A 26,769-nucleotide genomic window follows, 5' to 3' on the forward strand; every position below is an offset into this window, starting at 1 on the left:
CCGGAACGGCTTGTGTAAGCAAATTGTCCGAAAGGACGAACGGTATGGGCAAGCTCACAAAGCGAAGCGTCGACAGCATGGCAATCCCCGCCAAGGGACAGGCATTTCTCTGGGATGACGAACTTCGCGGCTTCGGTGTCCGGGCAATGCCATCCGGCCTGAAGGTCTTTGTTCTCCAGTATCGCAATGACGAGGGGCGCAGCAGGCGCATCGTCCTCGGACGCTATGGGGTCCTCACCGTCGAACAGGCGCGCAAGCAGGCGATCATGAAACTTGGCGCGGTGGCCGGGGGCAACGATCCGGCAGAAGAACGTGCAAAGTCGCGCGCCGCGATCACGATCCGCGAAGTTTGTGACTGGTATCTGGAAAATGCCGAGTCCGGCAAACTTCTCGGCCGCAAGCATCGGCCAATCAAGGCGTCGACACTCGCCATGGATCGCAGCCGCATCGAAACCCACATCAAGCCGCTCATCGGCAATCGGCAGGTCCGCTCGCTCCGGATGTCGGACATCGAAAAGATGCAGATGGATATCGTTGCCGGCCGAACCGCCAAGCCGAAGGGAAATAGCGGTCGTGGTGGGCGGACAACCGGTGGCCCAGGCGTAGCGGGCCGAGCCGTTTCTACTCTTCACGCGCTGCTGGCCCATGCGATGCGATACGATATCGTCGAGAACAATCCCGCTGCCGGAGTCCGCAAGATCGCTGGCAAACCGCGCACCCGGCGTTTGAGCGCTGTCGAAATCCGCGCGCTGGGCAAGGCAATTACTGTGGCCGAACGCAATGGTGAAAACCCGACCGGTCTGGCCGCCATTCAGGTCCTCTTGCTCACGGGCTACAGAATCTCCGAAGTTATTGGCATGCAGCGCAATTGGCTCAACACCGACAAGGGCATCGTTCATTTCCCCGACACGAAGACAGACGGCCAGATCCGACCGATTGGCAAAGCCGCAATCGCTGTTCTCGAATCCGTTCCAAAAAAGCGCGCGCTGCCGCTTTTCTTTGCCTCTGACTTCGTCGACCAGCCGTACTCCGGCGTTCCTGAAGTACTCCGCGCACTCTGCACGATTGCCGGGATTGAAGGCGTTACTCCGCATGTGCTCCGCCATACGTTTGGCAGCGTTGCAGGCGACATGGGTTTCTCGGAACTGACCATCAAAGCGCTGCTAGGGCACGGCGCGCGCGGATCGACCCAAAACTACGTCCACCTCGATGAAGCGCTGCGCCTCGCAGTCGACAGGGTGTCGGGCAAGATCGCGAATTTGCTCGATGGAACAGACATAGCGATCCTCAATAGGGCAGCTTGAGCAACACGTCGGCTCGATCAAGCGCCTAAGCAAAGCGTCGTTACAATCATCTTGTGGTCGAAATAGTGTATCGGCCAGTTAGCGGCCAGCACCGCTCCCGGCGAGCACCTCGATCACTCTGCACTCGGCAACAGTGCCGTGTTTGCAACTCTCGACCACTTTGGTGAGCTCTTTTCGAAGTGCTCTGAGATCGGTCAGCTTTGCTTCAACTTCGCGCAATTGGGCGCTGGCGATCTTGTCGACCGTTTCACAAGGCTGGTCGGGATCATCCGCCATCGCCATGAGCTCCTTTACCTGAGACATCGAAAAGCCAAGTTTGCGCGAACGCTTTATGAAGCGGAGGCGCGAAATTTCGTCCGGCCCGTAATCGCGATAATTGGACGATGTCCTCGGCGGCGGAGGCAGCAGCCCCTCCCTCTCGTAATAGCGGATGGTTTCGGACTTGGTGCCAGTCGCACGTCCTGCTTCGCCAATTCTCATCTGCTCTCCGATACAGAAAACTTGCTTGACCTTGTAGTTACTACAAGGTGCAGGGCTTGTCATCAGGACAGGAATTGAGCCCGACCAGCCTCGGAAATGATTACCCGAACGCTGGTCAAGCCGATGGTCTGTCAAGCACAGGAGTTACAGATGATGCGGGCAAATACCCGAGTTGAAGAGCTGCTACGACAAGAACGTGAGGCGTTCGGTGAGGCCCGACGAATAGGCGAGGTCTCAGCGGCCTGGGCCGCGCTGGAACGCGAGCACATTATTGGCCAGCCCTACCTTGCGGCGCACTTTCGCTGCCACTTGTCGATGCTGGGCTTCGCTATCGAGCTGCGCGACTGGCGGGAACTGCGCGGACAAATTCTCCGGCTGCTGCTCGCGCCACTGGGCAATGCATCGGGACGCTTGCCGATCGGCAATACTGGTCGCTCCAATGTCAGCGCCTTTGCACCGATGGAAATCCCCGCCGATCTATCAGCAAAAATTGAAAACACGTCGCCCGATGCTGGCGAGAACTTACAATGAGTGTCCTGAGCAGTGCGGAGACGAGGAAACTCTATAACCGGATCGCGGGGGTCTATGATCTCTGCCTCAAGGCCTTCAATGCGGTGGGAACCAACCGATGGGGCTCGCAGCTTGTAGCGAATTTGCAGATCAGGCCCGGCGACCATGTCATCGACCTGTGCGCGGGAACAGGTGCGAACCTTCCCTATCTTGCAGAGAAACTTGGAGCCCAAGGTAAGCTCACTCTCGTCGATCTTTCGGAAGGGATGCTAACCAAGGCAAAGGAGCGGGCGGAGAGGCTGGGCCTGACGAACGTCGAAATCGTCCAGATGGATGTGAACGAGTTTCGATTTCCGCCAGAAGTCGATGCCATTATCAGCACGTTTGGGCTCGAAATGGTGCCCACTTACCCGGCCATCATCGAGCGGGCCGTTGCTTCGCTGCGGCCGGACGGGCGCATCGGTCTGCTGGGACTGAAGCATCCCGAAAACTGGCCACAATGGGTGCTGCAAATCGGCATCTTGGTGACAAAGCCCTTCGGCGTTTCCCGCGACTACGAGGACTTCAAACCGTGGGTCGCTGCCCGAAACGCGGCCAGCCAAGTATGGTTTGAAGAACACCTCGCAGGATCTGCCTATTCCTTTGTCGGGCAGCGCAAAGCGACATTGGCCGAGAAACAATAATGCTTTTAACTTCAAGCCTTCTTCGCTACTCGCCCGCCATGCGTTTTGTTTTCACTCTCTTCGCCGCGATGGCGATACTGGTTTCCGGCATCCATGCCGGGCCATCGGAGGCGCATGAAAATGATCCCACGCATGCCAGCGAGCATCACGCCCAAAGTGACGATGACGATGGCGGTTCGGAGGATTCTACCAAGGGCGACCAGCACGGCTGCCATCACCATTGTCCAAGTGCCGCAGCGTCCAATCTCGGCAAACTGACATCGACGCACAACTTTGCTAGCGCCCGTCTGGTGCCGTCGAAGACGTTCCCGCTTGGCTCAACTACGCGTGCACCGCCACTAACCCCTCCCAAGGCCTGATTGTTCGCACCGCGCGCGGCCTGATCGCGCGCTCTGAAGCAATTTGCCAAGGGATGATTCCCCATGAAATCGATAATTTGCGCTTCCCTGCTTGCCGGGGTCGCGGGGCTGTGGCCCGCAACACTTGCGGCGCAGCAGCTGACACTTGACGAAGCGGTCGACAGGGCCGTGGCCTCCGCTCCTGAAATGGTCGCAGGACAGGCGACAGTCGATGCCGCGCGCGCCGAAATCCGCCAGGCCGACGTGCGCCCCAACCCCACTGTGTCGGTCGAGGCCGAAAATTTCGTCGGCAGCGGCGGGTTCAGCGTGCTGGAACAACCTGAAGTCACAGTGACCTACGAGCAGCGCATCGAGCGCGGCGGCAAGCGAGAAGCCAGGCTGGGATACGCGTCGCGCGGCCTCGACCTTGCTCAGGCAGAAGCTCGCCTGGCGCGGCTGGAGCTGGCGCAGCAAGTGCAGCGCGCCTTCATCGACATTCAAATTGCTGACCAAATGGTCTGGATAGCCGAGCGTCGGCTCGAGACGGAACGCGAAATGCAAACGGAAGCCCTGCGCCGCGTTCGCGGTTACCGAGACCCTCTGTTTGTCGAAACACAGGCTGCAGCGCGTGTCACTTCGGCTGAACTCGCGCTTGAACAGGCTGAGGCCCGATCAGCCGCCGCCCGCAATCTGCTCGCCTCTTTCTGGGGCGGAGAGGGCGACGGGCTTGAGGTGTCAGATGGCATAGAGAGACTGGCCAGCTTGCAAGGCGAACTGGCGCAGGCTGATGCGAATGTTCGCGATGCAGCCGTAGCGCAAGCCAGCGCGGAAGTGGTGCTTGAGCAATCACGCGCCACTCAGGATTACACAATCGGCGGCGGCGTCCGTTTTTTGCGGGAAACCAACGATGTCGCCCTTGTCGCAGGCATTTCCATCCCGCTGGGCCGGTTTGATCGCAATGAAGGCAATATCGACCGTGCGCGCGCTGAACGCCGGCGGTTGGAGGCCGAAGCGGAAGCCGACCGCCTCGCGCGATTGCGCCGACTGGCGGCTTTGCGAGCCGAAGCCAGCGCTGCTGCGAGACGGGCAGATGGGCTGATGCATCAAGTCTATCCGCAAGCTGTCCGGACACTTGAACAGGTCCGCGAAGGCTACAATCGCGGAGGCTTCCGCTTTTCCGATGTCCAGGACGCCGCTGACACGATCATCCAAGTCCAGCAACAATGGGCCGATGCGATGACGATGTTCCGCGACGCCCAATCCGAAATCGATCGACTGACCGGCCGCTTTGACGTGGCTGCGGAGACTCTCCCATGATCAAGAAAATTTTTGCACGCTGCGTTCCCTTCGCGCTTATTCTCCTCCCGCTCGCTGGCTGCAGTCCAGCGCCCGATGGCACCGAAGCAGAACACAGCGAGAGCGCCGAAGCACCTGAAGGTCCGCATGGCGGCAGGCTGCTGACCGATGGCGATCTCGGGCTTGAAATCACCATATTTGAAACCGGGCAAGAGCCGCAGTTTCGCGTCTATCCCTATTGGCAAGGCGAGGAGCTCGATCCCGCCAAGGTCAATCTTCAGATTACGCTGTCGCGCCTCGGCGGGAAAGTCGATCGATTCACCTTTACTGCGCAGGATGATTTTCTGGCTGGTGCAGGCATCGTCGAAGAACCGCACAGCTTTGATGTCGAAGTTGTCGCATCGGTTGACGGAAAGCGCAGCCGCTGGACGTATGAAAACCATGAAGGCCGCACGACAATCACGCCAGAAGCTGCCGAGCAGGGCGGAATCGCAATCGCCACTGCCGGGCCAGCAACGATTGGTGATACGCGCGAGCTCTTCGGAACGGTCGAACTCAACCCGTCAGCACGATCCGAAATCCGCGGCCAGTTTCCTGGACGCGTGATCTCGGTAACCAAACAAGTCGGTGACACCGTGCGCAGCGGCGAGCTGCTCGCCCGGATCGAGTCCTCCGAGAGCCTACAAACCTATCCGGTCTATTCGACGGTAAGCGGGGTCGTGGCCGAACGGGGCGGAAACCCCGGCGACATGACGCATGACGCCCCGCTCTATGTCATTACCAATCCGTCAGCGACGACGGTGGTCTTCAATATCTTTCCGCGCGATCTTGGGATCATCCGGCCAGGCATGCGGGTCGAGGTCCAGTCGCAGGACGGGCGGGCAGTCGGTGCAACCACGCTTGGCCAGTATCTGGCCGAGGGCAATCCTCAGGCCGGAACGGCTCTGGTGCGCGCGGCCATCCCCAATCGCGGGGGGTGGATCAGGCCCGGCATGACCATGCGCGGGCGAGTCATCATCAACGCGGAAACTGTACCGCTGGCGGTTCGCACCGAGGCGATCCAGCCCTTCAGGGACTTCCAGGTGGTCTACGCCAGATATGGCGATGAATATGAAGTGCGGATGCTCCAATTGGGGCGCCGGGGTGCCGAGTATACCGAAGTCCTCTCGGGCATTGAACCCGGGACGCCTTATGTCACCGAAGGCTCCTTCCTTGTGCGTGCGGACGTCGAAAAGTCCGGCGCGAGCCATGATCATTAAGGGAGGGACAGCTCATGCTTGAAAATATCGTCGGACTATCGATCCGCCAGCGCTGGTTTGTCCTCGCTATCGTGCTGCTGCTTTGCGCGCTCGGCGTGTGGAGCGCGTTGCGCCTGCCGATTGATGCTGTGCCGGACATCACCAATGTCCAGGTGCAGATTAACACCGAGGCTGAAGGCTATTCGCCGCTCGAATCCGAGCAGCGCATCACATTTCCGGTCGAGACCGCCATCGCGGGTATTCCGAACCTCGAATACACCCGCTCCATCTCACGCTATGGCCTAAGCCAAGTGACGGTTGTGTTTGAAGACGGGACCGACATCTATTTCGCCCGGCAGCTCGTCAACGAACGCATCCAGCAAGTCAAAAACCAGCTTCCCGAAGGCATTGAGCCGCAGATGGGGCCAATTGCCACCGGTCTGGGTGAAATTTTTATGTATGCAATCGAGCCGGAGCCTGGTGCGCGCAAGCCCGATGGCAGCGAGTGGACGCCGACCGATTTGCGGACATTGTCCGATTGGGTCGTGCGGCCGCAGCTCCGGACCATTCCCGGTGTCGCTGAGGTCAATACGGTCGGCGGCTACGAACGGCAGTATCATGTTACGCCGGACCCGATGCAACTTGCCGCGCTGGGCCTCTCGCTATCGGACGTGGTCGAAGCGCTCGAACGCAACAACGCCAACAGGGGCGCTGGCTATGTCGAGCGCGGCGGCGAACAGATCCTGATCCGTGTGCCGGGTCAGGCGTCGAACGAAGCCGATCTCGGCAGCATAATCGTGGCAACGCGCGGCGGCGTTCCGATCCGCGTGGCGGATGTGGCGGAGATTTCCATCGGCGCCGAACTCAGGTCAGGTGCAGCAACCGAAAACGGCCGCGAAATCGTGCTCGGTACGGTGCTGATGCTGACCGGCGAGAACCCCAGAGTTGTGGCGCAAGCTTCTGCGGATCGGCTGGAGCAAATCACCGCCACGCTTCCCCAAGGCATTATCGCTCACCCGCTCTACGACCGCACCGAACTGGTCGATCGCACGATCGTCACGGTCGAAAAGAATCTTGCCGAGGGCGCGTTGCTCGTCATCGTCGTGCTGTTCCTGTTGCTGGGCAATTTCCGCGCAGCGCTAATCACCGCTGCAGTCATCCCCGTGGCAATGCTGATGACGCTAACAGGCATGTTGGCTACACGAACTTCTGCCAATTTGATGAGCCTGGGCGCGCTCGATTTTGGATTGATCGTCGATGGCGCAGTCATCATCGTCGAAAACTGCCTGCGACGACTTGGCGAACAGCAAAAACGTCTCGGGCGGCTGCTCGATCGCGATGAACGCTTCGGTCTCGTGGCCTCGGCCAGTGCTGAAGTCATCAGGCCAAGTATTTTCGGCGTCATCATTATCACCGTCGTCTATCTGCCGATCTTTGCGCTCGAAGGGATTGAAGGCAAAACCTTCCATCCCATGGCGATTACCGTCGTGCTGGCACTGACAGCCGCGATGATCCTGTCGCTGACCCTCGTTCCGGCTGCTGTGGCGATGTTCGTGACCGGCAAGGTGGAGGAAAAAGAGAACCGGCTGATGCGCTGGATCTCGAATGGTTATGCGCCGCTGCTTGGCAAGGTGCTCTCTCGGCCCAAGCCCGTTCTGGCAGGTGCGCTTCTGCTTGTCGTAGTCGCGGGCTTTGGCGCAACGCGCTTAGGGTCCGAGTTTATTCCCGAGCTCGACGAAGGCGACATCGCCATGCATGCCTTGCGCATACCTGGCACCAGTCTGTCGCAATCAATCCAGATGCAAGAAGCGCTGGAAGAGCGCATCCGGCAATTCCCCGAGGTGGAACGCGTCTTCGCCAAGATCGGCACGCCCGATGTGGCGACTGATCCGATGCCGCCATCGGTCGCCGACAATTTCATCATGCTCAAACCGCGCGCAGAATGGCCCGATCCGCGAAAACCGCGTGAGCAGCTCGTTGATGAACTCAACGAGGCGGTCGAGCTGATCCCGGGCAACAATTATGAGTTTACACAGCCCGTCCAGATGCGGATGAATGAATTGATTGCGGGCGTTCGCGCTGATGTTGCGGTCAAACTGTTCGGCGACGATCTCGATCAGCTTATTGCCAGCGGCCAGGACCTCGAGGAAATCGTTGGAAGCATTCCGGGTGCCGCCGATGTGAAACTTGAGCAGGTCACCGGACTGCCAGTGCTGTCGATCGTTCCGCGCCGTGACATGCTCGCCAGCTACGGCGTGAACATGGTCACCGTGCAGGATATCGTTGCAACCGCCACCGGCGGACAGCAGGCTGGTCAGATATTCGATGGTGACCGGCGCTTCCCCTTGGTCGTGCGCCTGCCCGAAGACCTGCGCACCGATCTTGACCGGCTGAGCAATCTGCCCGTGCCACTGGCGAACGGCGCATCGGTACCGTTGGGAGAACTTGCGGATATCACGCTGGCTGCCGGACCGAACCAGATCAGCCGCGAAAACGGCAAGCGGCGCGCGGTGATCACTGCGAATGTCCGCGACCGCGATCTCGGGAGCTTCATCGAGGATTTGCAAGCCCGTGTGGACAGCGAAGTTGAACTGCCAAGCGGTTATTACGTCGAATATGGCGGAACGTTCGAACAGCTGCAGTCTGCCACGACCCGATTATCCATCGTAGTGCCGCTGGTGCTGCTGCTGATCTTCGGCCTGCTATACACATTGTTCAGGTCATGGCGCGATGCGGGTATCGTTTTCACAGGCGTACCCCTCGCGCTGACCGGAGGCGTTGCTGCGCTTGCCCTGAGGGATATTCCATTCTCCATTTCGGCGGGTGTCGGCTTCATCGCTCTGTCCGGCGTCGCGGTTCTCAATGGCGTGGTGATGCTGTCCTTCATCAGCGATCTTCGCCAGCGCGGCGAAGCTTTGCTCGAAGCAATCCGCCACGGAGCCCTGACGCGTCTGCGGCCAGTGCTGATGACCGCGCTCGTCGCTTCGCTTGGCTTCGTTCCCATGGCCTTGAACGTGGGCGCCGGATCGGAGGTTCAACGCCCGCTCGCCACTGTGGTGATCGGAGGAGTTCTGACCTCCACCATCCTGACGTTGCTGGTGCTGCCCGCCCTTTATCTTCTGGTGCATCGGCGCGAGAAAAGCAGTGAAGGAGAGGCCCAATGAGCGCGGGACATGATCACGATAGCGAGAATATGAGCGATGCCCGGCTTGTCTGGGCGGTCATCGTCAATGTCGGCCTGACTATTGTTCAGATCGTCGGTGGGATAATCTCAGGTTCGCTCTCACTCATCGCGGACGCCCTGCACAATTTCAGCGATGCGGCGGCGCTTGGTCTTGCCCTGTTTGCGCGGCGGATCGGACGAAGGCCGGCCGACAAACTGATGACCTTTGGCTATGCTCGTGCGGAGCTTGTCGCCGCCCTTATCAATCTCACCACACTGATTATCGTCGGCTTCTATCTCATTGTTGAGGCGGTGAACCGATTCATATCACCGCAGCCGGTCGAAGGCTGGACGGTGGTCATCGTCGCGGGCGTTGCCTTGGTCGTCGATGTCATAACCGCCGTGATGGTGTATTCCGGTTCCAAGAGCAGCCTGAACATCAAGGCCGCCTTCTTGCACAATGTTTCGGACGCACTCGCCTCTGTCGGTGTGATTATCGCGGGCACGCTGATCATCCTGTTCGATCTCTACGTAGCCGATCTGATCATGACTTTGGTGATTGCCGCCTATGTCATCTACCAGGGCTTTTCGATCATGCCTCGCACCGTGAGACTATTGATGGGAGCCGTTCCCGACGAGCTCGAATTCGACCGCATCGTCACTGCGCTGCAAGAGCTCGACGGCATCGATGATATTCACCACGTCCATGTCTGGTCCATCAGCGAACATCATCGCGCATTGGAGGCACATGTCGTCCTGGTCGGCGGCTCGCTCGAGGAGTTTGAGACACTGAAAGCCAAGGCTCGCGCCGTGCTGGAAGAGCGTTTTCATATCGAACACGCAACCATCGAAGCGTGTCTTCGAACTGGTTGCATGTCCGAGAGCGAGGCCTGTCAATCTACCCAAAACATGTAACGACGGCATGACTTCCAGAGCGGTCTGGTCACACCCTATTCCATCGCCATCGGTGACATCATCCCAAGAACCGCGACCAGCCCAACCACGCCAACCGCCAGTCCAAACTCGCCGGCAAGACTGCGGCGCAAAGCTGCCAGCGAAGCGGGGCTATCATTGGCTTGGCTATTATTTGTCGAAGCTTCGCGCCGCCCGATCCGGGCATTGTGCGCCGCGAAGGCGAGCATGCCGCAGACCAGCACCAGCTTTCCTGCCAGCAAAATGCCATAATCGGTCGTCAGGACTGCAGCACTGTTCGTGATCCCGAAGATCAGTTGGGCATTGATCAGGCCGGTAATGGCAACGACCGATACCAGCGTGACCCCCAGCGGCGCAAATCGGTGCATCGCGTCCAGCAGGTTCCGCGCCTGGGCGTCATCAACTCGCCGATGCGCCCTGATGACAAGATGGAGAAACCAGCCGATGGCCCCCAGCCACAACCCGGCTGCAAGCAAATGCAGCCCATCATTGAGGCGATGAAACAGCCCCAATCCGCCCTCCGTCGCGGCGGCATGTCCGCTCCATGCGAGCGTGATGAGTGCGGAAGCGTAACACAGCGCAGCGATGGGCAACGCTGACGCCAGACGGTTGCGCAGCAAAAGTGCAATCAGGCCTCCTGCGAGCAGTGCCGCGCGAAAAAGGAAAGCCCAACCCAAATCGGTGCCAAAGATCATCGCTTCGACCATCGGCCCTTCGAGCGCGGCGAGTGGCTGGCCCATCATCGCAGCGATCGAGGTCAGCATCAGGACGAGCGACACCAACGGTGCCAACACCGCACCCACCATCGCCACGGCAAAACCGTTTCCCCATTGCTGCCAATTCAGCTCGCGCAGGCCAATCACGCGGAACGCTGTCCACCCGAACAAGCCAAGCAGCAGTGCATAATGCAGAAACCGCAATCCCGGCTCGAGCCAGTCCTCCATAAAGTGGTCAGCTGACCGTGAAGTTCACGGTGCCCGTCATCCGGTGCCCGTCGGCGCCGGCGGCCTGCCAGCGCACTTCATAGGTGCCAGCACGAAGGGCCTGGCGCAGGTTGAGCGTCAAGGTCCGATTGCTATTCGACCAGGCGGTGGTGAAATTTCGGATCGTCATTTCGCCGTGGTTCGGCATGCCGGGCATTGCGGTCATGACGATGCTCGCAGCGGCCGTCGGAGGCAAAAGAGCCTCGCTATAGGTAATTGTTATAGTGCGCGGGCGCGCGACCGTTGTGCCCTCGCCGGGCGTCGATGCCGTGACGCGCGCGTGAGCGTATGCGGCAGTTGGCACGGCAGCCGATAACAGGGCGAGGCTCATAGCGCCAATCGGGAGTATTTTGCGGAAATTCATAGTGGTGTCCTTTGGGGGATGGAGTGAATATTTCAGAACCAGAAGCGAATGCCGACGACGTAAGTTGTCACGCTTGGATCTTCGCCCCGCAACCGCGCGAAATCGGCACTTCCGCCGACGCGCCAGCTCTGCTCGATGCCGACATAGGGCGCGAATTCGCGAATGATTTCGTAGCGCAGGCGCAGGCCCACCTCGACCTTGTCGATACCCGCTCCAATGCCGAGTTCAGCCACGTCTTGCGCCGACAGACTGATTTCCCCGCGAGGCTGGAGGATCAATCGCTGTGTAATGCGCTGATCGAGTTCGGCTTCGATCCGCGCGGTGATGTCGCCGCGGTGCGAGGCGAACAGCGCGGCGTCGATCTCGAACATATAAGGTGCGAGGCCCTGCACGCCGACAACCGCGTAGGTGGTGTCGGGTCCAGCTACATCCTGCCGCACGCCTGCCTGCACATCCCAGAAGGGCGCAATGGCACGCGAATAGAGCGCCTGAAACTCGGCATCCTCAATCGCTTCGCCAAAACTGCCTTCACCTTCACTCTTGAACCAGAACCTCTCGGTTGTGCCGCCATAATAGCCCTGCACGTCCCACAGATAGCCATCTGACCCCTCGCGAGCCTGAACTTCAGCGCGGTCGGCCTGGAACCAGAACACGGGGAAATCGCCGTGGGTCTGCTGCAATTCGCGCCGTGATGCCCGCATGGCATCAGCGCCCCAGATCGCATCGGCGGCGCGCGGCGGACCGCTCCCCGCTTCGGGCGGTGGCGGGGTTTCCATTGTGGGTCCGGGTGAAACTGAGGCCGTGCCATCGCGATCAGCCATTGCACCATGGTCCATAGCCGAATGATCCATGCCATCCATCGCGTCTTGCTGGGCTGGCGCAGTCTCAGCCGCCGCAGGCATGTCGTGGCCCGCATGCGGATCGACGGGCGGAGGGGTGACGGGCGAAGGCTCGGGAGCAGGCATAGCATGCCCCTCATGTCCGGCATGGCCGTCCTGGCTTTGCGCGAATGCCGGGGCAGTGAGCGCAGACGCGGCAAGCATCGTCAGCGCAAAAGTAGCCATCCGGTTCACGACGCTGCCTCCGGGCCGACCACGGTCACGGTCTGCATCATGCCGCCATGCATGTGATACATCAAATGGCAGTGGAAGGCCCAGTCGCCGGGCTCGTTGGCGGTAAGGTCGAACTGGGCGCTGGCGCCCGGTTGAACGATGACGACATTCTTGCGCGGTTGATGCGCAGCGCTTTCGCCGTTCACCAGCTCGAAGAACATACCGTGCAGATGGATGGGGTGGGCCATCATCGTGTTGTTGACGAGTTTCACCCGGACGCGTTCGTTCCAGGCAAACCGGATCGGCACATCGCTGACGGCCGAATACATCCGTCCGTCGAACGACCACATATAGCGTTCCATATTGCCGGTGAGGTGCAGTTCAAGCAGCCGTGACGGCTCGCGCGAGACGATATTGGACTCGAGGGCGGAAAGCATGCGGTAGTTCAGCACCCGGTGCGGCACATCGCGCAGCCCAAGGCCCGGATCGCCCATTTTGTCGACCGGTGCCATCGAGACCATATCGACCCCCGGGCCAATCGCGACATCGGGCGGTAACAGCGACGTATCTCGCATGCTCATGCCCTCCATGCTCATGCCGCCCGTCGCCATTCCGGCCATTGCGTCATCGGCCGCAGGTGCTGGAGCAGCAGGCGAGGCATGGCCCATGGCCGAGTGATCCATGGCCGCCGCTCCAGCCACGCCGCCCGCCGCAGCGCCATCGCCAGATCCGCCATGGTCCATGCCGCTGTGGTCCATGCCCTCGGAGCCGTGGTTCATCCCCATATCACCCATCGTCAGCAGTGGCGGATCACGCAGCGCTGGTACGGCCGCCCGAGCGCCCGGACGGCTCGCCAGCGTCGCGAGCGCCATGCCCGACCGGTCCATGGATTCGCCAACAATCGAATAGGCCTCTGCGTCGCCCGCCGTGACGATCACGTCATAGGTCTCGGCGGTGCCGATCTGGAACTCATCGACCTCGACGGGCCGCACATTCTGCCCGTCGGCAGCGATGACTGTCATTGGCAGGCCGGGAATCCGAACGTTGAAGAAGCTCTGCGCTGACCCGTTGATAATCCGCAGCCGGATACGCTCACCGGCGCGGAAGAGATATTCCAAACCTTCGGTCGGCCCGCGGCCATTGGCGAGGAAGGTGTAGGTTGGCGATCCGATGTCCATGATGTCGGTGGGCATCATCCGCATTTGCGCCCACATGCGCCGTTCCTCACCCGTCATCGGATAATCGTCGGTCCAGGTGTTTTGCTGGCGGTTGAAATAGCCTTCACCGGTGCGCAGCCGGTTCATGATGAAATGCGGGTCTAGCGTGGTGAAGTCACTCAGAAGAAGAATATAGTCCCGGTCGTAATCGGCTGGCTCTGCACCCGCCGGGTCGATGATCATCGGACCATAATGGCCCGACTGCTCCTGAAGACCCGAATGGCTGTGATACCAATAGGTGCCCGCCTGCCGGACTGGAAATTCATAAGAGAATGTCTCGTGCGGCTTTATACCCGGAAAGCTGATGCCCGGCACACCATCCATCTGGAACGGCAAAAGCAGACCATGCCAGTGGATCGAGGTGTCCGCATCAAGATGATTGGTGATGTTCAGGCGGACATTCTGACCCTCGCGCAGGCGGATGAGCGGACCCGGCACGCTGCCGTTCACGGCAATGCCCGGGCCTCGGCGGCCCTCGACAATGCGATGGCCGCTGCCAACAGTCAGGTCGATGATGTCCCCGCTAAGCTCACCAAATCCTGCCGGGATCAACGGACCCCCGCGTCCGTGGCTGCCGCCGTGAACGCTATGACCCTGCGCCCAGGCAGGGACCGCCAGCATGGACGCACCGACACCCAAACCGCCCAAAAGAGTTCTTCGCGAAACTTGATTGGTCATTGTCTTGCTCATCCTTTGGTAAGCTGATACTATACCCCCCTATGGTATTGCAAGGGATAAGAGGGAATCGATGACGAAAGACAAGACAGCCATTCTCAATCGGCTCAGCCGGATTGAGGGCCAGGTGCGCGGCGTGGGCCAGATGGTCGCGGACGAGCGTTATTGCATCGATATCCTGCATCAGATGCAGGCCGTGAAAGCTGCCCTTTCAAAGGCAGAGAGTGAAATTCTGAAAGATCACGCGGCGTGCTGCGTTTCCGAAGCGATCGCATCGGGCGATACGGCCGAGCAGCGCGTGAAGTTCAACGAGCTGATCGACCTGTTCGAAAAGGTCAAACGATGACCCCAGCCCAAACCGAAGCCAAGACCGTCACCCTTTACCGCATGGTGATGGCCCTGCGGATGTCGCTAGCGCCCATGGGAGATACGCAATGACCTACACCCGTTTTCTCGCGATGATCGCAACCTCAACCGTTGTGATGTTCGGCCTGATGTATCTGAACACCTACGCCCTCGACCATATCTTCTACAGCCAGACCCGCACCTGGATGGCCGTCTATATGGGCGCTGTCATGGCGATTATCATGCTCGCCTTTATGTGGAAGATGTATGACGGAACATCCAAGAAGCTGACAATTGTCGGGGCATCACTGCTGGTTTTTGCAGGCTCGCTCTATCTCGTCCGCAGCCAAGAGACTGTTGACGACGTGAGCTACATGCGCGCGATGATCCCGCATCACTCGATCGCGATCATGACCAGCGAGCGAGCGCAGATCCGCGATCCCCGCGTTCGTGCTTTGGCGGATGACATCATCGAGGCACAAGTCAGGGAAATTGCCGAGATGAAGCGGCTGATCGCCGATCTGGAGGCTCAGCCAGTTCCCTCAGATGCTCCCATTTTGCCGGCAGTCCCAGTGCAAAGCACAGAAACGGGAAAATGATGGTACGCGGCAGCAAAAGCGAGACCGAGGCTGTTCCGCACAGCGATACGCCTGATGAAATGTCCGAAATTCGTCAGCGTGCGCTCGCAAGGTGGGACAATGAAGGGGGCGCGATTGCCTCTATAGCTGAGACTGCTGCGGATGCTGTCCCTGAAATGACCAACACTGAACTGGTTCATCTGCGTATCCGGGTCATCGCGCTCGAAAATCTCATGATCGCTGTACTGGCAGAGGGATCGGAGCAGCAGCGCCAGATGGCGCGCGACATGGCCGCTCTCATTACGCCTCGGCAAGGTTACACGCAGCATCCGCTGACCATTCATGCAGCCGATCACATAACTGATTTGGTTGAACGCGCGGACCGGTTTCGCACGGACTGACACCGCAGAGCCTGCGCTTTTCCCCGCAGGAGCAGCCCTGTGGTCGCACTCAGACACCAGCTGCACCAAGGGAGATAGACATGCAAAATCCAACAATTGGCCGCCAGATTATCCGCTCGGGATGGACGCTTAGCGTTTTCATTCTGCTCAGCTTTCTTGTTTGTATTGCGTTCGGCCTGCTGATGCCGGGACGCTTTCATATGCATGAGGCATGGGCGCCGCTGCTGCCGGGGTTTGAGTGGCTGACTTGGCCCGGCTTCATCGCCGGCGCGGTCGGTAGCTTTCTCTATGGCTGGTATATCGCCGTATTGATCGTTCCGCTTTATCGCTTCTTCGGGCGCGGAGATCCGTCATGAGCGGCTATATTTGCCCCATGCACCCTGAAGTCCGGCAGGACGAGCCGGGCGACTGTCCGAAATGCGGAATGCATCTCGTACCGGACGACGGCCAGCAAAGCAGCACGCATTCCGAATGCCACGCTTCGCATGGCCAGAAGGAACACCAACCGAGCGATGGCAGCTATGATCACGTGCCAGAGGGATACACCGGCACGGTCTATACCTGCCCGATGCATCCACAGGTGCGCCAAACCAAAATGGGATCATGCCCGATCTGCGGCATGGGGCTGGAGCTGGAATCCGCGAGTATGGTGGAGGACGGCCCCAATCCGGAGCTGGTCGATTTTACCCGGCGTTTCTGGGTCGGCGCTATCCTCACAATACCCTTGCTGGTTCTGACCATGGGGCCGATGCTGGGCCTTGGCGGTCTGCGCGAAATATTCGGCGAGCGTGCGACCCTGTGGATCGAGTTCGCGCTGGGCACGCCGGTGGTCTTGTGGTGCGGCTTGCCGTTCCTAGTCCGCGGCTGGAAGTCCTTCCGGACGATGAACCTCAACATGTTCTCGCTCATCGGGATGGGGGTCATGGCGGCGTGGCTGTTCAGCATCGTCGCCGTGCTGGTTCCGGGTATTTTCCCTGACGGTTTTCGCGATGCAGAAGGTAATGTCGCGGTCTATTTCGAAGCTGCCGCAGTAATCGTCACTCTGGTGCTGCTGGGACAAGTTATGGAGCTGCGCGCCCGTGAAGGCACCGGCAAGGCCATCCGCGCGCTGCTCGACCTTGCGGCGAAGACCGCGAGCGTCATCAGGCCCGACGGCACTGAAGAAGAGATCGAGCTGGAAGACGTTCAAGTGGGCGACCGCTTGCGCGTCCGGCCCGGTGACAAGGTCCCGGTCGATGGCACTGTACTGGAAGGACGGTCTTCCGTCGACGAGAGCATGGTGTCGGGCGAACCTGTACCGATTGAGAAAGTCGCTGGCGATCAAATTACCGGTGCGACCATCAACGGCACCGGCAGTCTGGTGATGGAGGCGACCCGTGTCGGTTCGGACACGATGCTGGCGCAAATCGTCGAGATGGTCGCGAACGCTCAACGCTCGCGCGCTCCGATCCAGAAATATGCCGACAAGGTTGCGGGCTGGTTCGTTCCGGCGGTGATCGGCATCGCGGTGCTGGCCTTTATCGCCTGGGCAATCTGGGGCCCTGCTCCCGCGCTCGCCTATGCCCTGATCGCGGCAGTCTCGGTCCTGATTATTGCTTGTCCCTGCGCATTGGGCCTCGCCACACCGATGTCGATCATGACTGCAACCGGGCGCGGTGCACAGGCGGGCGTACTGATCAAGAATGCCGAGGCTCTCGAACGCTTCGAAACGATCGATACGCTGATCGTCGACAAGACCGGCACGCTGACCGAGGGCAAGCCCCGGTTGGTCGCGGTGATGCCGGAGGATGGGCATGACGAGGCGGAAGTGCTGTATCTTGCAGCCTCGCTCGAACGCGGGTCGGAACACCCGCTGGCCGAAGCAATCGTGCGCGGCGCAGAGGAGCGCGGCGTTGCGATGGAGAGCGCCAGCGACTTCGAGGCCATTACCGGCAAAGGGGTAAAGGGTACCGTTGACGGCAAGTCCATTGCCCTTGGCAACCTTGCGCTGATCAATGACATGGGTCTCGAAGCAGCAGCGCTGACACAAAAGGCCAACGCCAGACGCGACGAAGGCGAGACGGTGATGTTTGTCGTAGTCGACGGCACCATCGCCGGTCTCGTCGCGGTGGCCGATCCGGTGAAAGAAACCACCCCTGCGGCGCTCAAAGAACTGCACGCATTGGGCCTGCGCATCATCATGGCAACCGGTGACAATGAACGGACGGCCAAGGCAGTTGCCGCGCGGCTAGGTATCGACGAAATCCGCGCCGACGTTCTGCCCGAAGATAAGGCGCGCATAATCCGCGAACTTCAGGAAGGGGGCGCGAAAGTTGCGATGGCAGGGGACGGGGTCAACGATGCGCCAGCGCTAGCGCAAGCCGATGTCGGCATCGCGATGGGCACCGGGGCGGATGTAGCGATTGAGAGCGCAGGTATTACGCTGGTCCGCGGCAATCTCGATGGGATCGTGCGCGCTCGCCGCCTTGCCAAGGCGACAATGAACAACATCCGCCAGAACCTGTTCTTTGCATTGATCTACAACGCGGCCGGAGTGCCCGTAGCGGCTGGCCTGCTCTATCCGTTTTTCGGCATCCTGATCAGCCCGATGTTTGCCGCCTTCGCCATGAGCGCGTCCTCCATCTCGGTGGTCCTCAATTCGCTGCGCTTGCGGACCGCCAAGCTGTGAGCGAGGCGGGACGCGGCAATCGCGATCGTGTTCCTAGGCGAATGGATCTTCCTTTCGCGCCAGAAAGATCATTCAAAACAAGGACCGCAACACTCTGCCAATGGTTCAGCTAAAAAGGAGCCGCACGATCACTGAACCCATTTTTCACCGACTCGATAAGCCCGAAACGTGGATTGCTATTCACGGCTTTCTTGTCTCGTTCGCCTGGGAAATGTTTCAGATGCCGTTCTATGCAATGGATCAACTGTCGGCGTGGCAAGTTACGAAGAGCTGCGGCATTGCTTCGGTGGGCGATGCCGGAATAATGGTGTTCGCCTACTGGATCGCGACAATTGCAACCGATGATCGGATGTGGCTTCGCGGCGCGCGTGCGCGAGCCCTCACAGTATATTTAGGCACCGGGCTGTCGATTACGATAGTCGTCGAACACTTGGCGCTCCGCAGCGATTGGGGCTGGCAATATGATGACACAATGCCGTTGATCGGTGGCGTCGGGCTGGTGCCATTGGTCATGTGGATCATTGTGCCATTGGTAACGATGAAACTGGCAGAGCGATCAGTCGTGCACAGCGGGCCGGCGCCGTAAGCAGATTAGAAAATCGACGAGCTAATTCTCTCAATGGCGCACACCATGCCGAAGGCCAGTGAGTTGCGGGCGTTCGATTTCCGAGTGTAGGCAAGGGTCGCTCTTTGCATTGCAATGGGGGAAGGCCTTCCCCTGAGCCGGAGCCGCTTTGCTGTCTCCTGCTACCCCTTCTGCGGGGACACCCCGCAACGCCCCGGGAAGCGGAGCGGGGCTGTTGACGCGCTCTGTCCCGCTGGCCTTGCGGCCTGCTCCTGAGGGCGCGGCATTCATTTATATTGGCCCCGCGCGCACTCTGATTGCAGCTTACATTGTCATGAGGATCGGCCTGCCGGACGACAGGCCCCGCCGGGGCGGCCGATCCAAGGACTTGCACCACACGCTTCAATTCAGGGTGCGCATTTACTGTCTTGGACATCTCGCTGGTCGCTCGGCCCCGACTGGCGGCACGAGCAGGTAGCTGCGGACGGCGCGCTGCTAGCGCGCCGGCGTTGTTGGTGTCGGCCCGCGAAAGCGGCGGGGTGGGCGGCGCTCCCGTCTGGGCACGGTTCGGACAGCCGCAACCCGGCCCTGAAGGGACCGGGTCTTCCATTGCATTGCAGCCCTTATCCAACCGGCTGAACGGTCAGCCATTCGCGTCATGCGGGTGCGGCTGTCCGCCCCGCACCTTTCTGGTCGCTGTCACCGCCCACCGCGCCCCTTCCGGGGGCCGATGTGCGGATTTGGGCAGTTCGGGAGGAGGGCGATGGCGCGTAAGATTTCAAAGGGCAGTGCAGGTGGCAGGCGTACAGGGGCGGCGCGCCGCGCCGCGCGCGGGAATGGTTCCCGCGCATCGCTGTATGACGAGGTCACACAGACAATCATAACCCAGCTTGAGGAAGGCGTGTTTCCTTGGGTCAGGCCGTGGAGCAAGGCCAAGGCCTCGCTCGGCCTGCCCTGCAATGCGGTGACGAAGCGGGCTTACTCCGGAATCAATGTGCTGGTCCTGTGGGGCGCGGTGATCGAGGGCGACTATCCGTCGCAGGATTGGCTGACCTTTCGCCAAGCGCTGGCCGCTGGCGGCTGCGTCCGCAAGGGCGAGCGCGGGCGCACGGTATTCTATGCCGACCGCTTCACCCCGAAAAACGACCGCGACGGGCAAGGGCGCGAGCAGGTCGAGAGCGGCGACGAGGCGCGTTCGATACCGTTCCTCAAGCGCTTTACGGTGTTCAATGCCGCGCAATGCGATGGCCTGCCCGAAGGGCTGGTGTCGCAGCCAGCGCCGCTGCCCGAACGCGAATTGCACCGCGCTGCCGAAGACCGCATTGCCGCGACGGGCGCGGATTTCCGGATTGGCGGGGCGAAGGCCTACTATTCGCCGTCGGGCGACTTCGTGATGGTGCCGCCGCAACCGGCCTTTCATCACCAGATCGACTATTACCGCACCGCTCTGCACGAGCTGGGCCACTGGACCGGTCACGGCTCGCGGTTGGGCCGCGACCAGACTGGACGGTTCGGCTCTGCGCCCTATGCGCGCGAAGAACTGGTTGCCGAACTGGCCTCGGCCTTTCTGTGCGCCGCGCTCGGCATCGAGCCGACTGTGCGCCACGCCGATTATCTCGGCAGTTGGCTGGCCGTGCTGCGCGCCGACAACCGCGCAATCTTCCGCGCGGCCAGTCAGGCGAGCAAGGCCGCCGAGTTCCTGCTGCAATGTCAGGGCGCAGAGCAGGAGCGGGCGGCATGAGCAGGAAACCTGACCAAGCCGCCAAGGGACGCGCCTTCGAGGCCGAGCAAACCGAAGCCGGTTCGCAGACACTGGTTCCCGGCGTTGCGCCGGTCACCTTGGGCGAGCGGCTTGGTGTTCTTGCCAATGCGCCGCTGCTGCCGCGCAAAGGTCAGCGCCCCGCCAATCACGGGCTGTTCGACACGAACGCCCGCAAACAGCTCGAAATGTTCTGACCGGAGGCGATGCAATGGACCTTCTCACCCGACATCTGCGCGAGCGCCTGCTGGCCCATGGGACTTGCGAGGCCGACCATGTGCCCCTCGTCAAATTCTTCAATCCGGTTGGCGCGGCGACCTGGCTGTTCAGCGAACTCGGCAGCGACGGCGATACGCTATTCGGCCTGTGCGATCTCGGTTTCGGTTTTCCTGAACTGGGCTGCGCGAGCCTGTCGGAAATCGCCTCGGTGCGCCTGCCGCTAGGTTTGCGGATTGAGCGCGATGTGCATTTTGCCGCCGAGCATCCGCTCTCGGTCTTTGCCGAGGCGGCGCGGTTTTGCGGCCAGATCACCCAGCACCCCGACCATTTGACCTGTGCGGCAGCAGCGCTGGCGCGCGCCAGAGAGCAGGGGCGCAGCCGTTCACCGCCGTAGCCCCAACCGGCGGATGATGCCCGCATCGGACCCGTCCCTTCGATGCGGGACACACCGGCCCCGCCTTCCGCCTCCCAAGCCCCCCGACCGGAGGGCGGGGCCACCCTTTCCAAGAGATTATTCAAGGAGTCACTATCATGCAGATCGACCATATTCCGCTGGACCGTCTTTCGGTTTCCCCCATCAATATGCGGCGCGGGCGCAAGGCCCCCGATGTCCGCGATATCTTGCCATCGGTGAAGACGCGCGGCGTGCTCTCGCCGCTGTTCGTTCGGGCAAATGGCAAGCCCGATTATTTCGAGATACTGGCAGGCAAGCGCCGCTATTTCGCGAGCGTCGAAGCTGCCAAGGAATGCGGCGAGGAGCGCAGCCTGCCGTGTATTGTCATCGGCGAGGGTGACGATGCCGAAGCGCTCGAAATCTCGATGATCGAGAACCTGCTGCGGCAGGACCCCGACGAGGTCACCCAGTGGGAAAGCTTCACCCGCCTTGTGAAGGAAGGCCGCAGCGTCGAGGATATTGCCGCGACCTTTGCGCTCACCGAATTGCAGGTGAAGCGCATCCTCGCGCTCGGCAATCTCTTGCCCCGCATCCGCGAGGCCTACCGCGCCGAGGAAGTGGATGCCGCGACCGTCCGCCATCTGACGCTCGCCAGCAAGGCGCAGCAAAAGGCATGGCTGGCGCTGTTCGAGGACGGGGAGGCCTATGCCCCGCGCGGCAGTCAGCTCAAGGGCTGGCTGTTTGGCGGCGCATCGATTGCGACCGGTGTCGCGCTTTTCGACCTTGAGACCTACTCCGGCCAGATCGTTGCCGATCTGTTTGGCGAGGACGGCTATTTTGCCGACAGCGATGCCTTTTGGGAAGCGCAGATGGCCGCAATCGAGTCGCGCAAGGCCGACTATCTTGAAGCAGGCTGGGCCGATGTCGTGATCGTACCGCCCAACGAGCATTTCGCCACTTGGGAGTATGAACACGCTTCCAAGCGCAAGGGCGGACGCGTCTATATCCAGTGCCGCGCCAATGGCGAGGCGGTGTTCCACGAAGGCTTTATCAGCCGCCGCGAAGCGCAAGCAGCAGAGCGCCGTGCGCGCGGCGAGGACGGGGACACCAAGCCCGCGCGGCCCGAACTGACCTCGACGCTGGCGAGCTATATCGACCTTCACCGCCATGCGGCGGTGAGCGAGCGGCTCTCGACCGAACCGTCGCTGGCGCTGCGCGTCATGGTCGCCCATGCCATTGCCGGTTCGCCGCTATGGAGCATCCGCCCTGCCGATACAGCAAGCCGCAACGAAAAAATTGCGGAGAGCCTTGCCGCCAGCCCCGCGACCAAGGCGCTCGCCGAGCGCCGCCGCACCATGCTCGATTTGCTGGGTTTCGAGGAAAGCCGCGAGGCATTGTGTCAGGACCGCTACGGCAGCGACCTTGTTACGATCCTGCACCGGCTGCTCAAGCTGGAAGATGGCGAGGTCATGCAGGTGCTCGCACTGGTCATGGCCGAAACGCTCGCCATCGGCAGCGAGGCCGCCGAATATTGCGGCCAGCACATGGGCGTGGATATGGCTGATTGCTGGCAGGCCGATGAAGCCTTCTTCGGCCTGTTGCGCGACAAGGAAGTGATGGTTGCGCTGCTGGGCGAGGTCGGCGGCGAGGCGGTGGCCAGCGCCAATGCGACCGAGAAAGGCGCGACCCTCAAAGGCCTTATCTCCGATCATCTGACCGGCGCGAATGAGCGGCCCAAGGTCGAGCGCTGGGTGCCGCGCTGGATGGCCTTCCCGCCTGCTGCCTATACATCGCGTGGCGGCGTGCCGAGCGTAGCCGCTGCAAAGCGCGCGGAGTGGCTGGTCGAAGGCGAGGAGGGCGAACCGCAAGGCGCGGGAGCCGCTTCGGAAGATCATCAAGAAACGCCGGAGGCAGAGCCGCTCGCGGCCTGACCCAGCGCTTTTCAAAATGCGGGCAGCGGGACGATCCCCCTGCCCGCATTGTGCATCGGGGCGCATGGTTGTAGTGGTTGGCCATCGAAAAAAGCACCGTGGAGGAGGTCGGGAGGTGCGTCCGGCGAATGTTCGCCATGAAAGGACGCCCCATGATTGTCATTGCCGCCCTCACCGTGCTCATCGCTGCCGTATTGGCAGCGCGCCTGCTTTATTCGCTGTCACTCTATGCCCTGCCGCTCTGGTGCGGCGGGACAGTTGCTTGGTGGACCTTTGCCAGCGGGGCGGGCTGCACGCTTGCGGCCTGTGCCGGACTGGCAGCTGCCACACTGCTGCTGGTCGCAGCCCATCTGCTCGCCGGTGCACGCTCCCCTGTTTTGCGACTCGTGCCGGTTGCAGGCTTCGGCCTGTGCGGCGGAGTGGCGGGCTATCATGCGGCGCATGGTCTTGCCCTTGCTTTCCTCCCCGATGGCCTGATCGTCCAGGGGCTGAGCCTCGCGGCAGCCATGCTGATTGGAAGCGCAGCGGCCCTGCGCTGGCTCACCGTTCGCGGTGGCGCTACCCCATCGCCGAACCCGCCATCATGGGTGTAAGCCGCTTGCCGGACTGGGCGATTGTCGGAATCGGCTGGTCCTCGATCAAGCGCTGACATGGCCCAGCTGGCTACCAGCACCGATGGTCGCTGGTCCGAAACGCTGACGGGCAATTTGCGAGCCTGATGTTCACTGACTTCGGTTCCGTGCAACCTGCGACATCGCACAGGGCGATCACTTCTTGACCAATGTGAGCCCGTAAAAAGGCAAGCAAGCCGATGAGTGTCCTGATCTGCCGTTTCCGCATGGCGTCACCTGCCCCACCTGCTGCCTCGTGCATGGCCTGTCTGGCGGCGGACGGGCTTCGCCCTTGCGGAGCTCCGGGGCGCAACGGCGCGGGGGGCGGCTATTTTCCGCCGGGCACTGGGGTGCCCTTTGCATCGCGAAACAAAATAGCCGCTCCCGCTGCCGTCCTTCGCTGACGCTGCGGTCCCTGACGGGATGCGCCCGCCCCGCACAACCGCCCTCGTCTGGCCATCGAGGCTGCGATGGGCGCAGGTTCGAACCAAAGCGAAAGGAATTTCATCATGGCCAATATCGGCAACTTTACCACTACGGGCACCGGCTACAAGGGCGAGATCGTCACCATGAGCGTGCAGCAGAAGAATGTGCGCATCGTCGCCGAAACCGAACAGGCAAGCGAGAACGCTCCCTCGCACCGGGTCTTCGTTGGCCGCGCCGAAATCGGTGCCGCCTGGAGCAAGCAGAGCCAGGAAGGCCGCGACTATCTCTCGGTCAAGCTCGACGACCCAAGCTTCGTCGCTCCGATCTACGCGAACCTTTTCGCCGAAGATGATGGCGAGAATTTCAGCCTGATCTGGACCCGCAGCCGCAAGGTCAATGGCGAGTAACCGCCGCAAGGCTGCCCCGCCCGGCACACGCCGGGCGGGGCTTCATTCGTGAAAGGTCTGCTTCTGATCCAACAGAACAGAAAGGCGACTGTCGGCTAACGACCCAATTTCGGAAACTGGCCACCAGCATTCTTCTATGGCATTATTCTTACTTGAATGTCGCAAGAAGAGTTCAGGTCGGAGAAAAGACAATGGGGAGTTCACCAGAAGACCAATTAGCCACCATGATGGCGAACATTCCTGAAAAAACAGGGAAACCGCTGTCGGAATGGATTGCGATTGTCGCGAAGAGTGGTCTGGAAAGACACGGAGCCATCCTCAAGCTACTCAAGGAAGAACATGGTGTAACACACGGCTTCGCCAACCTGATCGCGGCAAAGGCGCGTGAAACGGGCGAGGAAGTCGATCTGGTTGCCGCTCAATATGCGGGACCCAAAGAGGCGTTGCGCCCCCTTTACGAAGAGATTGTGAAGTTCGCTCAGTCGCTCGGTTCCGATGTCGAGATCGCTACCAAGAAGACGAGCGTCAGTCTTCGTAGAAAGAAGCAGTTTGCCTTGATTACTCCAGCCACCAAGACACGCATTGACTTGGGCGTGGCACTCAAAGGGGAAGAGCCGACCGCGAGGCTGGAAACCTACAATGCCATGTGCAGTCACAGGGTCCGTCTAGAAGCAGTCACTGACTTCGATGACGAGGCCAAAGGCTGGGTCAAGGAAGCCTACTCAAGATCAGGTTAGTTGCGCTGCCGATTGTCCGCTTCCCACCCCAATTTTTGACGTTCGAGTCGCCTTTAGCCGCACCTAAAGGCAGACCGGCAGGACACGACCCAGTTGCTGCCATTGGCTTTTTCATGCAATCCTCTGATCTGGAGGTGATCCCGTGGTTCAGATGGATGAAGATGAGCACTCGGTGCCAGTGCTTTGGCGTCCCAAGTTCAAAGAGATTGCTGCTGCCTTGGCCGCTGGCGACTTCCAGCTCTGCAAGTCACGCGTCGAGGGGGTGGAGCCAGTCGATCAGGAAACTGCCAACCTCATTGCTGCGAACGTTACAGCGTATGGCGATCGTCTCGCATCGCTCGAAGAAGTGACTTGGGACCGTTCCGCCTATCGCTGGATGGGCGGTTATTGGCAGGTGCTTGTGGACCTTTCCACTATGAATGAGCCGGTGAGCGACCTCACTTTGCACGCAAAAGTCTTCGAGGCAGATTGCTCACGGCTGAGGATAGACTCCGTTCACGTTCCTTGAGCCATAGGTCACGTCCGCTCTCCACCCAATTGTTGCCATCCAGCAGCGTCTTTCATTTCACCAAAAGCAGACTGTCAGCTTATCGTGGGTTTGTGATAAAAGCAGACCGTCTGCTAACGACCCACAAGCGGACATTCCAAGGGCCGGGGGTGACTGCGGGTTACGTGCCTGTTAGGTGAAACCGCTAATGGCGATCGGAAGTCGATCAGCCTTCAGGAGAGTATGCGTGCTTTTTCACACCATGGTCGGATCGAACGACATTGAACGATCCAAGCGCTTCTACGACACGGTGCTCGGCACCTTGGGTGCAGGGGAAGGGACGCCGAACATCGCCGACAGCGGCCACACCCGTCTGATCTACAATAACGGCAACGGAACCAACTTCATCGTCAGCCAGCCGATCAACGACGAACCGGCAAGCGTCGCCAACGGCAGCACAGTCGCCTTTTCCTGCGACTCGCCCGAGCAGGTAAAGCAGCTTCACGATACCGCCGTTGCCGCTGGCGGAACCTCGATCGAAGCTCCGCCCGGGCCGCGCGAAACTGCCTCCATGGGCACCATCGAACTGGCCTATTTTCGTGATCCCGACGGCAACAAACTGTGCGGAATTCATTTTCCTGCCTGATCCGTCCGGCACGGGTCTGCTTCTAAACCTAGCGGACCTCGATCATGCGATCCCGCGAATGTCCGCTTTCCACCCAATATCGGCCATTGAGAACGCCATTTGCGCAGCCCCAAAGCGGACACCCCGCTAAGTTGAAAATTCGTCGACTTCCGCACCTGCAAGCAATTCCGCGGGATCAATACCTAGCTCGACTGCCAGCTTTTCGATCACATCAAGCGTTGCAGCATACTGGCAGCGCTCAAGGCTGCTGACATAGGTCCGGTCGATCTGTGCGCGATGGGCAAGTTCTTCCTGCGACAGGCCGACCGCTTTTCGATAGCGGCGCAAATTGGCAGCAAAGGTCTCGCGCAGGGTCATGC

At 60.6% G+C, this 26,769-nt stretch carries 29 protein-coding genes; 23 read left to right on the plus strand and 6 right to left on the minus strand.

The window, feature by feature from the left end:
- Nucleotides 1–44: 44 nt before the first annotated feature.
- Complete coding sequence (locus WA922_RS09695) at nucleotides 45–1,304, plus strand: tyrosine-type recombinase/integrase (RefSeq protein WP_424771503.1); 1,260 nt, start codon at nucleotides 45–47, stop codon at nucleotides 1,302–1,304.
- 78 nt (nucleotides 1,305–1,382) lie between these two features.
- On the opposite strand, the gene WA922_RS09700 is transcribed toward WA922_RS09695, so the two are convergent.
- Nucleotides 1,383–1,784, minus strand: a complete 402-nt coding sequence (locus WA922_RS09700; protein ID WP_417613382.1) for a MerR family transcriptional regulator — start codon at nucleotides 1,782–1,784, stop codon at nucleotides 1,383–1,385.
- Between the two features lie 150 nt (nucleotides 1,785–1,934).
- Here WA922_RS09700 and WA922_RS09705 point away from each other — a divergent pair, with 150 nt between their 5' ends.
- The 7 genes from WA922_RS09705 to WA922_RS09735 all read left to right on the plus strand — a co-directional run bounded on the left by WA922_RS09705 (nucleotide 1,935) and on the right by WA922_RS09735 (nucleotide 9,927).
- Entirely contained in the window at nucleotides 1,935–2,315 is a 381-nt protein-coding gene (locus WA922_RS09705) for a DUF3703 domain-containing protein (RefSeq protein ID WP_424771504.1), read from the plus strand.
- A complete protein-coding gene (locus WA922_RS09710) occupies nucleotides 2,312–2,977 on the plus strand; it encodes a class I SAM-dependent methyltransferase (RefSeq protein ID WP_424771505.1) in 666 nt (221 codons plus the stop codon). The genes WA922_RS09705 and WA922_RS09710 overlap by 4 nt, the downstream gene beginning before the upstream one ends.
- A 38-nt stretch (nucleotides 2,978–3,015) precedes the next feature.
- Nucleotides 3,016–3,336, plus strand: coding sequence for a hypothetical protein (locus tag WA922_RS09715; protein WP_424771506.1), 321 nt, complete (start codon nucleotides 3,016–3,018; stop codon nucleotides 3,334–3,336).
- A 63-nt stretch (nucleotides 3,337–3,399) separates the two neighbouring features.
- A complete protein-coding gene (locus tag WA922_RS09720) occupies nucleotides 3,400–4,632 on the plus strand; it encodes a TolC family protein (RefSeq protein ID WP_417613390.1) in 1,233 nt (410 codons plus the stop codon).
- Nucleotides 4,629–5,870 carry an efflux RND transporter periplasmic adaptor subunit gene (locus WA922_RS09725; RefSeq protein WP_424771507.1) on the plus strand — a complete coding sequence of 414 codons (1,242 nt, stop codon included), beginning with the start codon at nucleotides 4,629–4,631 and terminating at the stop codon, nucleotides 5,868–5,870. The genes WA922_RS09720 and WA922_RS09725 overlap by 4 nt, the downstream gene beginning before the upstream one ends.
- 14 nt (nucleotides 5,871–5,884) lie before the next feature.
- Entirely contained in the window at nucleotides 5,885–9,013 is a 3,129-nt protein-coding gene (locus tag WA922_RS09730) for an efflux RND transporter permease subunit (RefSeq protein WP_424771508.1), read from the plus strand.
- Nucleotides 9,010–9,927, plus strand: a complete 918-nt coding sequence (locus tag WA922_RS09735; protein WP_424771509.1) for a cation diffusion facilitator family transporter — start codon at nucleotides 9,010–9,012, stop codon at nucleotides 9,925–9,927. Before WA922_RS09730 ends, WA922_RS09735 begins: the two co-directional genes overlap by 4 nt.
- A 35-nt stretch (nucleotides 9,928–9,962) precedes the next feature.
- On the opposite strand, the gene copD is transcribed toward WA922_RS09735, so the two are convergent.
- The 4 genes from copD to WA922_RS09755 are packed head-to-tail and all read right to left on the minus strand — an operon-like array spanning nucleotide 9,963 to nucleotide 14,239.
- Complete coding sequence (gene copD / locus WA922_RS09740) at nucleotides 9,963–10,889, minus strand: copper homeostasis membrane protein CopD (RefSeq protein WP_424771510.1); 927 nt, start codon at nucleotides 10,887–10,889, stop codon at nucleotides 9,963–9,965.
- Nucleotides 10,890–10,896: 7 nt separating this feature from the next.
- Nucleotides 10,897–11,292, minus strand: coding sequence for a copper resistance protein CopC (locus tag WA922_RS09745; protein WP_424771511.1), 396 nt, complete (start codon nucleotides 11,290–11,292; stop codon nucleotides 10,897–10,899).
- Between the two features lie 32 nt (nucleotides 11,293–11,324).
- Nucleotides 11,325–12,356: a copper resistance protein B gene (locus WA922_RS09750; protein WP_424771528.1), complete on the minus strand. Its 1,032-nt coding sequence runs from the start codon at nucleotides 12,354–12,356 to the stop codon at nucleotides 11,325–11,327.
- 5 nt (nucleotides 12,357–12,361) lie between these two features.
- Nucleotides 12,362–14,239, minus strand: coding sequence for a copper resistance system multicopper oxidase (locus WA922_RS09755; RefSeq protein WP_424771512.1), 1,878 nt, complete (start codon nucleotides 14,237–14,239; stop codon nucleotides 12,362–12,364).
- Between the two features lie 70 nt (nucleotides 14,240–14,309).
- Here WA922_RS09755 and WA922_RS09760 point away from each other — a divergent pair, with 70 nt between their 5' ends.
- The 15 genes from WA922_RS09760 (at nucleotide 14,310) to WA922_RS09830 (ending at nucleotide 26,410) form a co-directional block, all read left to right on the plus strand.
- On the plus strand, nucleotides 14,310–14,582 hold the full coding sequence (locus tag WA922_RS09760; protein ID WP_417613404.1) for a metal-sensitive transcriptional regulator: 273 nt from the start codon (nucleotides 14,310–14,312) through the stop codon (nucleotides 14,580–14,582).
- 88 nt (nucleotides 14,583–14,670) lie between these two features.
- Nucleotides 14,671–15,180 (plus strand): DUF305 domain-containing protein, encoded by a 510-nt coding sequence (locus WA922_RS09765; protein ID WP_417613406.1) that lies wholly within the window; start codon nucleotides 14,671–14,673, stop codon nucleotides 15,178–15,180.
- Nucleotides 15,177–15,560: a hypothetical protein gene (locus tag WA922_RS09770; protein WP_424771513.1), complete on the plus strand. Its 384-nt coding sequence runs from the start codon at nucleotides 15,177–15,179 to the stop codon at nucleotides 15,558–15,560. The genes WA922_RS09765 and WA922_RS09770 overlap by 4 nt, the downstream gene beginning before the upstream one ends.
- Before the next feature lie 80 nt (nucleotides 15,561–15,640).
- Nucleotides 15,641–15,916, plus strand: coding sequence for a DUF5676 family membrane protein (locus tag WA922_RS09775; protein WP_424771514.1), 276 nt, complete (start codon nucleotides 15,641–15,643; stop codon nucleotides 15,914–15,916).
- Nucleotides 15,913–18,228 carry a copper-transporting P-type ATPase gene (locus WA922_RS09780; RefSeq protein ID WP_424771515.1) on the plus strand — a complete coding sequence of 772 codons (2,316 nt, stop codon included), beginning with the start codon at nucleotides 15,913–15,915 and terminating at the stop codon, nucleotides 18,226–18,228. Before WA922_RS09775 ends, WA922_RS09780 begins: the two co-directional genes overlap by 4 nt.
- Before the next feature lie 100 nt (nucleotides 18,229–18,328).
- Entirely contained in the window at nucleotides 18,329–18,814 is a 486-nt protein-coding gene (locus tag WA922_RS09785; RefSeq protein ID WP_424771516.1) for a hypothetical protein, read from the plus strand.
- A gap of 742 nt (nucleotides 18,815–19,556) precedes the next feature.
- Nucleotides 19,557–20,534 (plus strand): ArdC family protein, encoded by a 978-nt coding sequence (locus WA922_RS09790; RefSeq protein WP_424771517.1) that lies wholly within the window; start codon nucleotides 19,557–19,559, stop codon nucleotides 20,532–20,534.
- Nucleotides 20,531–20,749, plus strand: a complete 219-nt coding sequence (locus WA922_RS09795; protein WP_424771518.1) for a hypothetical protein — start codon at nucleotides 20,531–20,533, stop codon at nucleotides 20,747–20,749. Before WA922_RS09790 ends, WA922_RS09795 begins: the two co-directional genes overlap by 4 nt.
- 14 nt (nucleotides 20,750–20,763) lie before the next feature.
- Entirely contained in the window at nucleotides 20,764–21,165 is a 402-nt protein-coding gene (locus WA922_RS09800; RefSeq protein WP_424771519.1) for a DUF2958 domain-containing protein, read from the plus strand.
- Between the two features lie 137 nt (nucleotides 21,166–21,302).
- The gene (locus WA922_RS09805) at nucleotides 21,303–23,096 is read left to right on the plus strand and encodes a ParB/RepB/Spo0J family partition protein (protein WP_424771520.1); all 1,794 of its coding nucleotides are present in this window, start codon (nucleotides 21,303–21,305) and stop codon (nucleotides 23,094–23,096) included.
- A 152-nt stretch (nucleotides 23,097–23,248) separates the two neighbouring features.
- Nucleotides 23,249–23,689 (plus strand): hypothetical protein, encoded by a 441-nt coding sequence (locus tag WA922_RS09810; protein WP_424771521.1) that lies wholly within the window; start codon nucleotides 23,249–23,251, stop codon nucleotides 23,687–23,689.
- Nucleotides 23,690–24,216: 527 nt separating this feature from the next.
- Complete coding sequence (locus WA922_RS09815) at nucleotides 24,217–24,540, plus strand: DUF736 domain-containing protein (RefSeq protein ID WP_424771522.1); 324 nt, start codon at nucleotides 24,217–24,219, stop codon at nucleotides 24,538–24,540.
- A gap of 224 nt (nucleotides 24,541–24,764) precedes the next feature.
- Complete coding sequence (locus WA922_RS09820) at nucleotides 24,765–25,277, plus strand: DUF4287 domain-containing protein (RefSeq protein ID WP_424771523.1); 513 nt, start codon at nucleotides 24,765–24,767, stop codon at nucleotides 25,275–25,277.
- 172 nt (nucleotides 25,278–25,449) lie between these two features.
- The gene (locus tag WA922_RS09825; RefSeq protein ID WP_424771524.1) at nucleotides 25,450–25,785 is read left to right on the plus strand and encodes a DUF7668 domain-containing protein; all 336 of its coding nucleotides are present in this window, start codon (nucleotides 25,450–25,452) and stop codon (nucleotides 25,783–25,785) included.
- A gap of 226 nt (nucleotides 25,786–26,011) precedes the next feature.
- On the plus strand, nucleotides 26,012–26,410 hold the full coding sequence (locus tag WA922_RS09830; RefSeq protein ID WP_424771525.1) for a VOC family protein: 399 nt from the start codon (nucleotides 26,012–26,014) through the stop codon (nucleotides 26,408–26,410).
- Between the two features lie 126 nt (nucleotides 26,411–26,536).
- On the opposite strand, the gene WA922_RS09835 is transcribed toward WA922_RS09830, so the two are convergent.
- Nucleotides 26,537–26,769 (minus strand): helix-turn-helix domain-containing protein (locus tag WA922_RS09835; protein ID WP_424771526.1); only part of this gene is annotated, 233 nt, incomplete at its 5' end.

The organism is Pontixanthobacter sp., from assembly GCF_049682855.1.
Lineage (GTDB): Bacteria > Pseudomonadota > Alphaproteobacteria > Sphingomonadales > Sphingomonadaceae > Pontixanthobacter.

Coding starts and splice junctions, on each gene's coding strand:
- WA922_RS09695 (WP_424771503.1), top strand. CDS start 45: ATGGGCAAGCTCACAAAGCGAAGCGTCGACAGCATGGCAATCCCCGCC.
- WA922_RS09700 (WP_417613382.1), bottom strand. CDS start 1,784: ATGAGAATTGGCGAAGCAGGACGTGCGACTGGCACCAAGTCCGAAACC.
- WA922_RS09705 (WP_424771504.1), top strand. CDS start 1,935: ATGATGCGGGCAAATACCCGAGTTGAAGAGCTGCTACGACAAGAACGT.
- WA922_RS09710 (WP_424771505.1), top strand. CDS start 2,312: ATGAGTGTCCTGAGCAGTGCGGAGACGAGGAAACTCTATAACCGGATC.
- WA922_RS09715 (WP_424771506.1), top strand. CDS start 3,016: ATGCGTTTTGTTTTCACTCTCTTCGCCGCGATGGCGATACTGGTTTCC.
- WA922_RS09720 (WP_417613390.1), top strand. CDS start 3,400: ATGAAATCGATAATTTGCGCTTCCCTGCTTGCCGGGGTCGCGGGGCTG.
- WA922_RS09725 (WP_424771507.1), top strand. CDS start 4,629: ATGATCAAGAAAATTTTTGCACGCTGCGTTCCCTTCGCGCTTATTCTC.
- WA922_RS09730 (WP_424771508.1), top strand. CDS start 5,885: ATGCTTGAAAATATCGTCGGACTATCGATCCGCCAGCGCTGGTTTGTC.
- WA922_RS09735 (WP_424771509.1), top strand. CDS start 9,010: ATGAGCGCGGGACATGATCACGATAGCGAGAATATGAGCGATGCCCGG.
- copD (WP_424771510.1), bottom strand. CDS start 10,889: ATGGAGGACTGGCTCGAGCCGGGATTGCGGTTTCTGCATTATGCACTG.
- WA922_RS09745 (WP_424771511.1), bottom strand. CDS start 11,292: ATGAATTTCCGCAAAATACTCCCGATTGGCGCTATGAGCCTCGCCCTG.
- WA922_RS09750 (WP_424771528.1), bottom strand. CDS start 12,356: ATGGCTACTTTTGCGCTGACGATGCTTGCCGCGTCTGCGCTCACTGCC.
- WA922_RS09755 (WP_424771512.1), bottom strand. CDS start 14,239: ATGACCAATCAAGTTTCGCGAAGAACTCTTTTGGGCGGTTTGGGTGTC.
- WA922_RS09760 (WP_417613404.1), top strand. CDS start 14,310: ATGACGAAAGACAAGACAGCCATTCTCAATCGGCTCAGCCGGATTGAG.
- WA922_RS09765 (WP_417613406.1), top strand. CDS start 14,671: ATGACCTACACCCGTTTTCTCGCGATGATCGCAACCTCAACCGTTGTG.
- WA922_RS09770 (WP_424771513.1), top strand. CDS start 15,177: ATGATGGTACGCGGCAGCAAAAGCGAGACCGAGGCTGTTCCGCACAGC.
- WA922_RS09775 (WP_424771514.1), top strand. CDS start 15,641: ATGCAAAATCCAACAATTGGCCGCCAGATTATCCGCTCGGGATGGACG.
- WA922_RS09780 (WP_424771515.1), top strand. CDS start 15,913: ATGAGCGGCTATATTTGCCCCATGCACCCTGAAGTCCGGCAGGACGAG.
- WA922_RS09785 (WP_424771516.1), top strand. CDS start 18,329: ATGGTTCAGCTAAAAAGGAGCCGCACGATCACTGAACCCATTTTTCAC.
- WA922_RS09790 (WP_424771517.1), top strand. CDS start 19,557: ATGGCGCGTAAGATTTCAAAGGGCAGTGCAGGTGGCAGGCGTACAGGG.
- WA922_RS09795 (WP_424771518.1), top strand. CDS start 20,531: ATGAGCAGGAAACCTGACCAAGCCGCCAAGGGACGCGCCTTCGAGGCC.
- WA922_RS09800 (WP_424771519.1), top strand. CDS start 20,764: ATGGACCTTCTCACCCGACATCTGCGCGAGCGCCTGCTGGCCCATGGG.
- WA922_RS09805 (WP_424771520.1), top strand. CDS start 21,303: ATGCAGATCGACCATATTCCGCTGGACCGTCTTTCGGTTTCCCCCATC.
- WA922_RS09810 (WP_424771521.1), top strand. CDS start 23,249: ATGATTGTCATTGCCGCCCTCACCGTGCTCATCGCTGCCGTATTGGCA.
- WA922_RS09815 (WP_424771522.1), top strand. CDS start 24,217: ATGGCCAATATCGGCAACTTTACCACTACGGGCACCGGCTACAAGGGC.
- WA922_RS09820 (WP_424771523.1), top strand. CDS start 24,765: ATGATGGCGAACATTCCTGAAAAAACAGGGAAACCGCTGTCGGAATGG.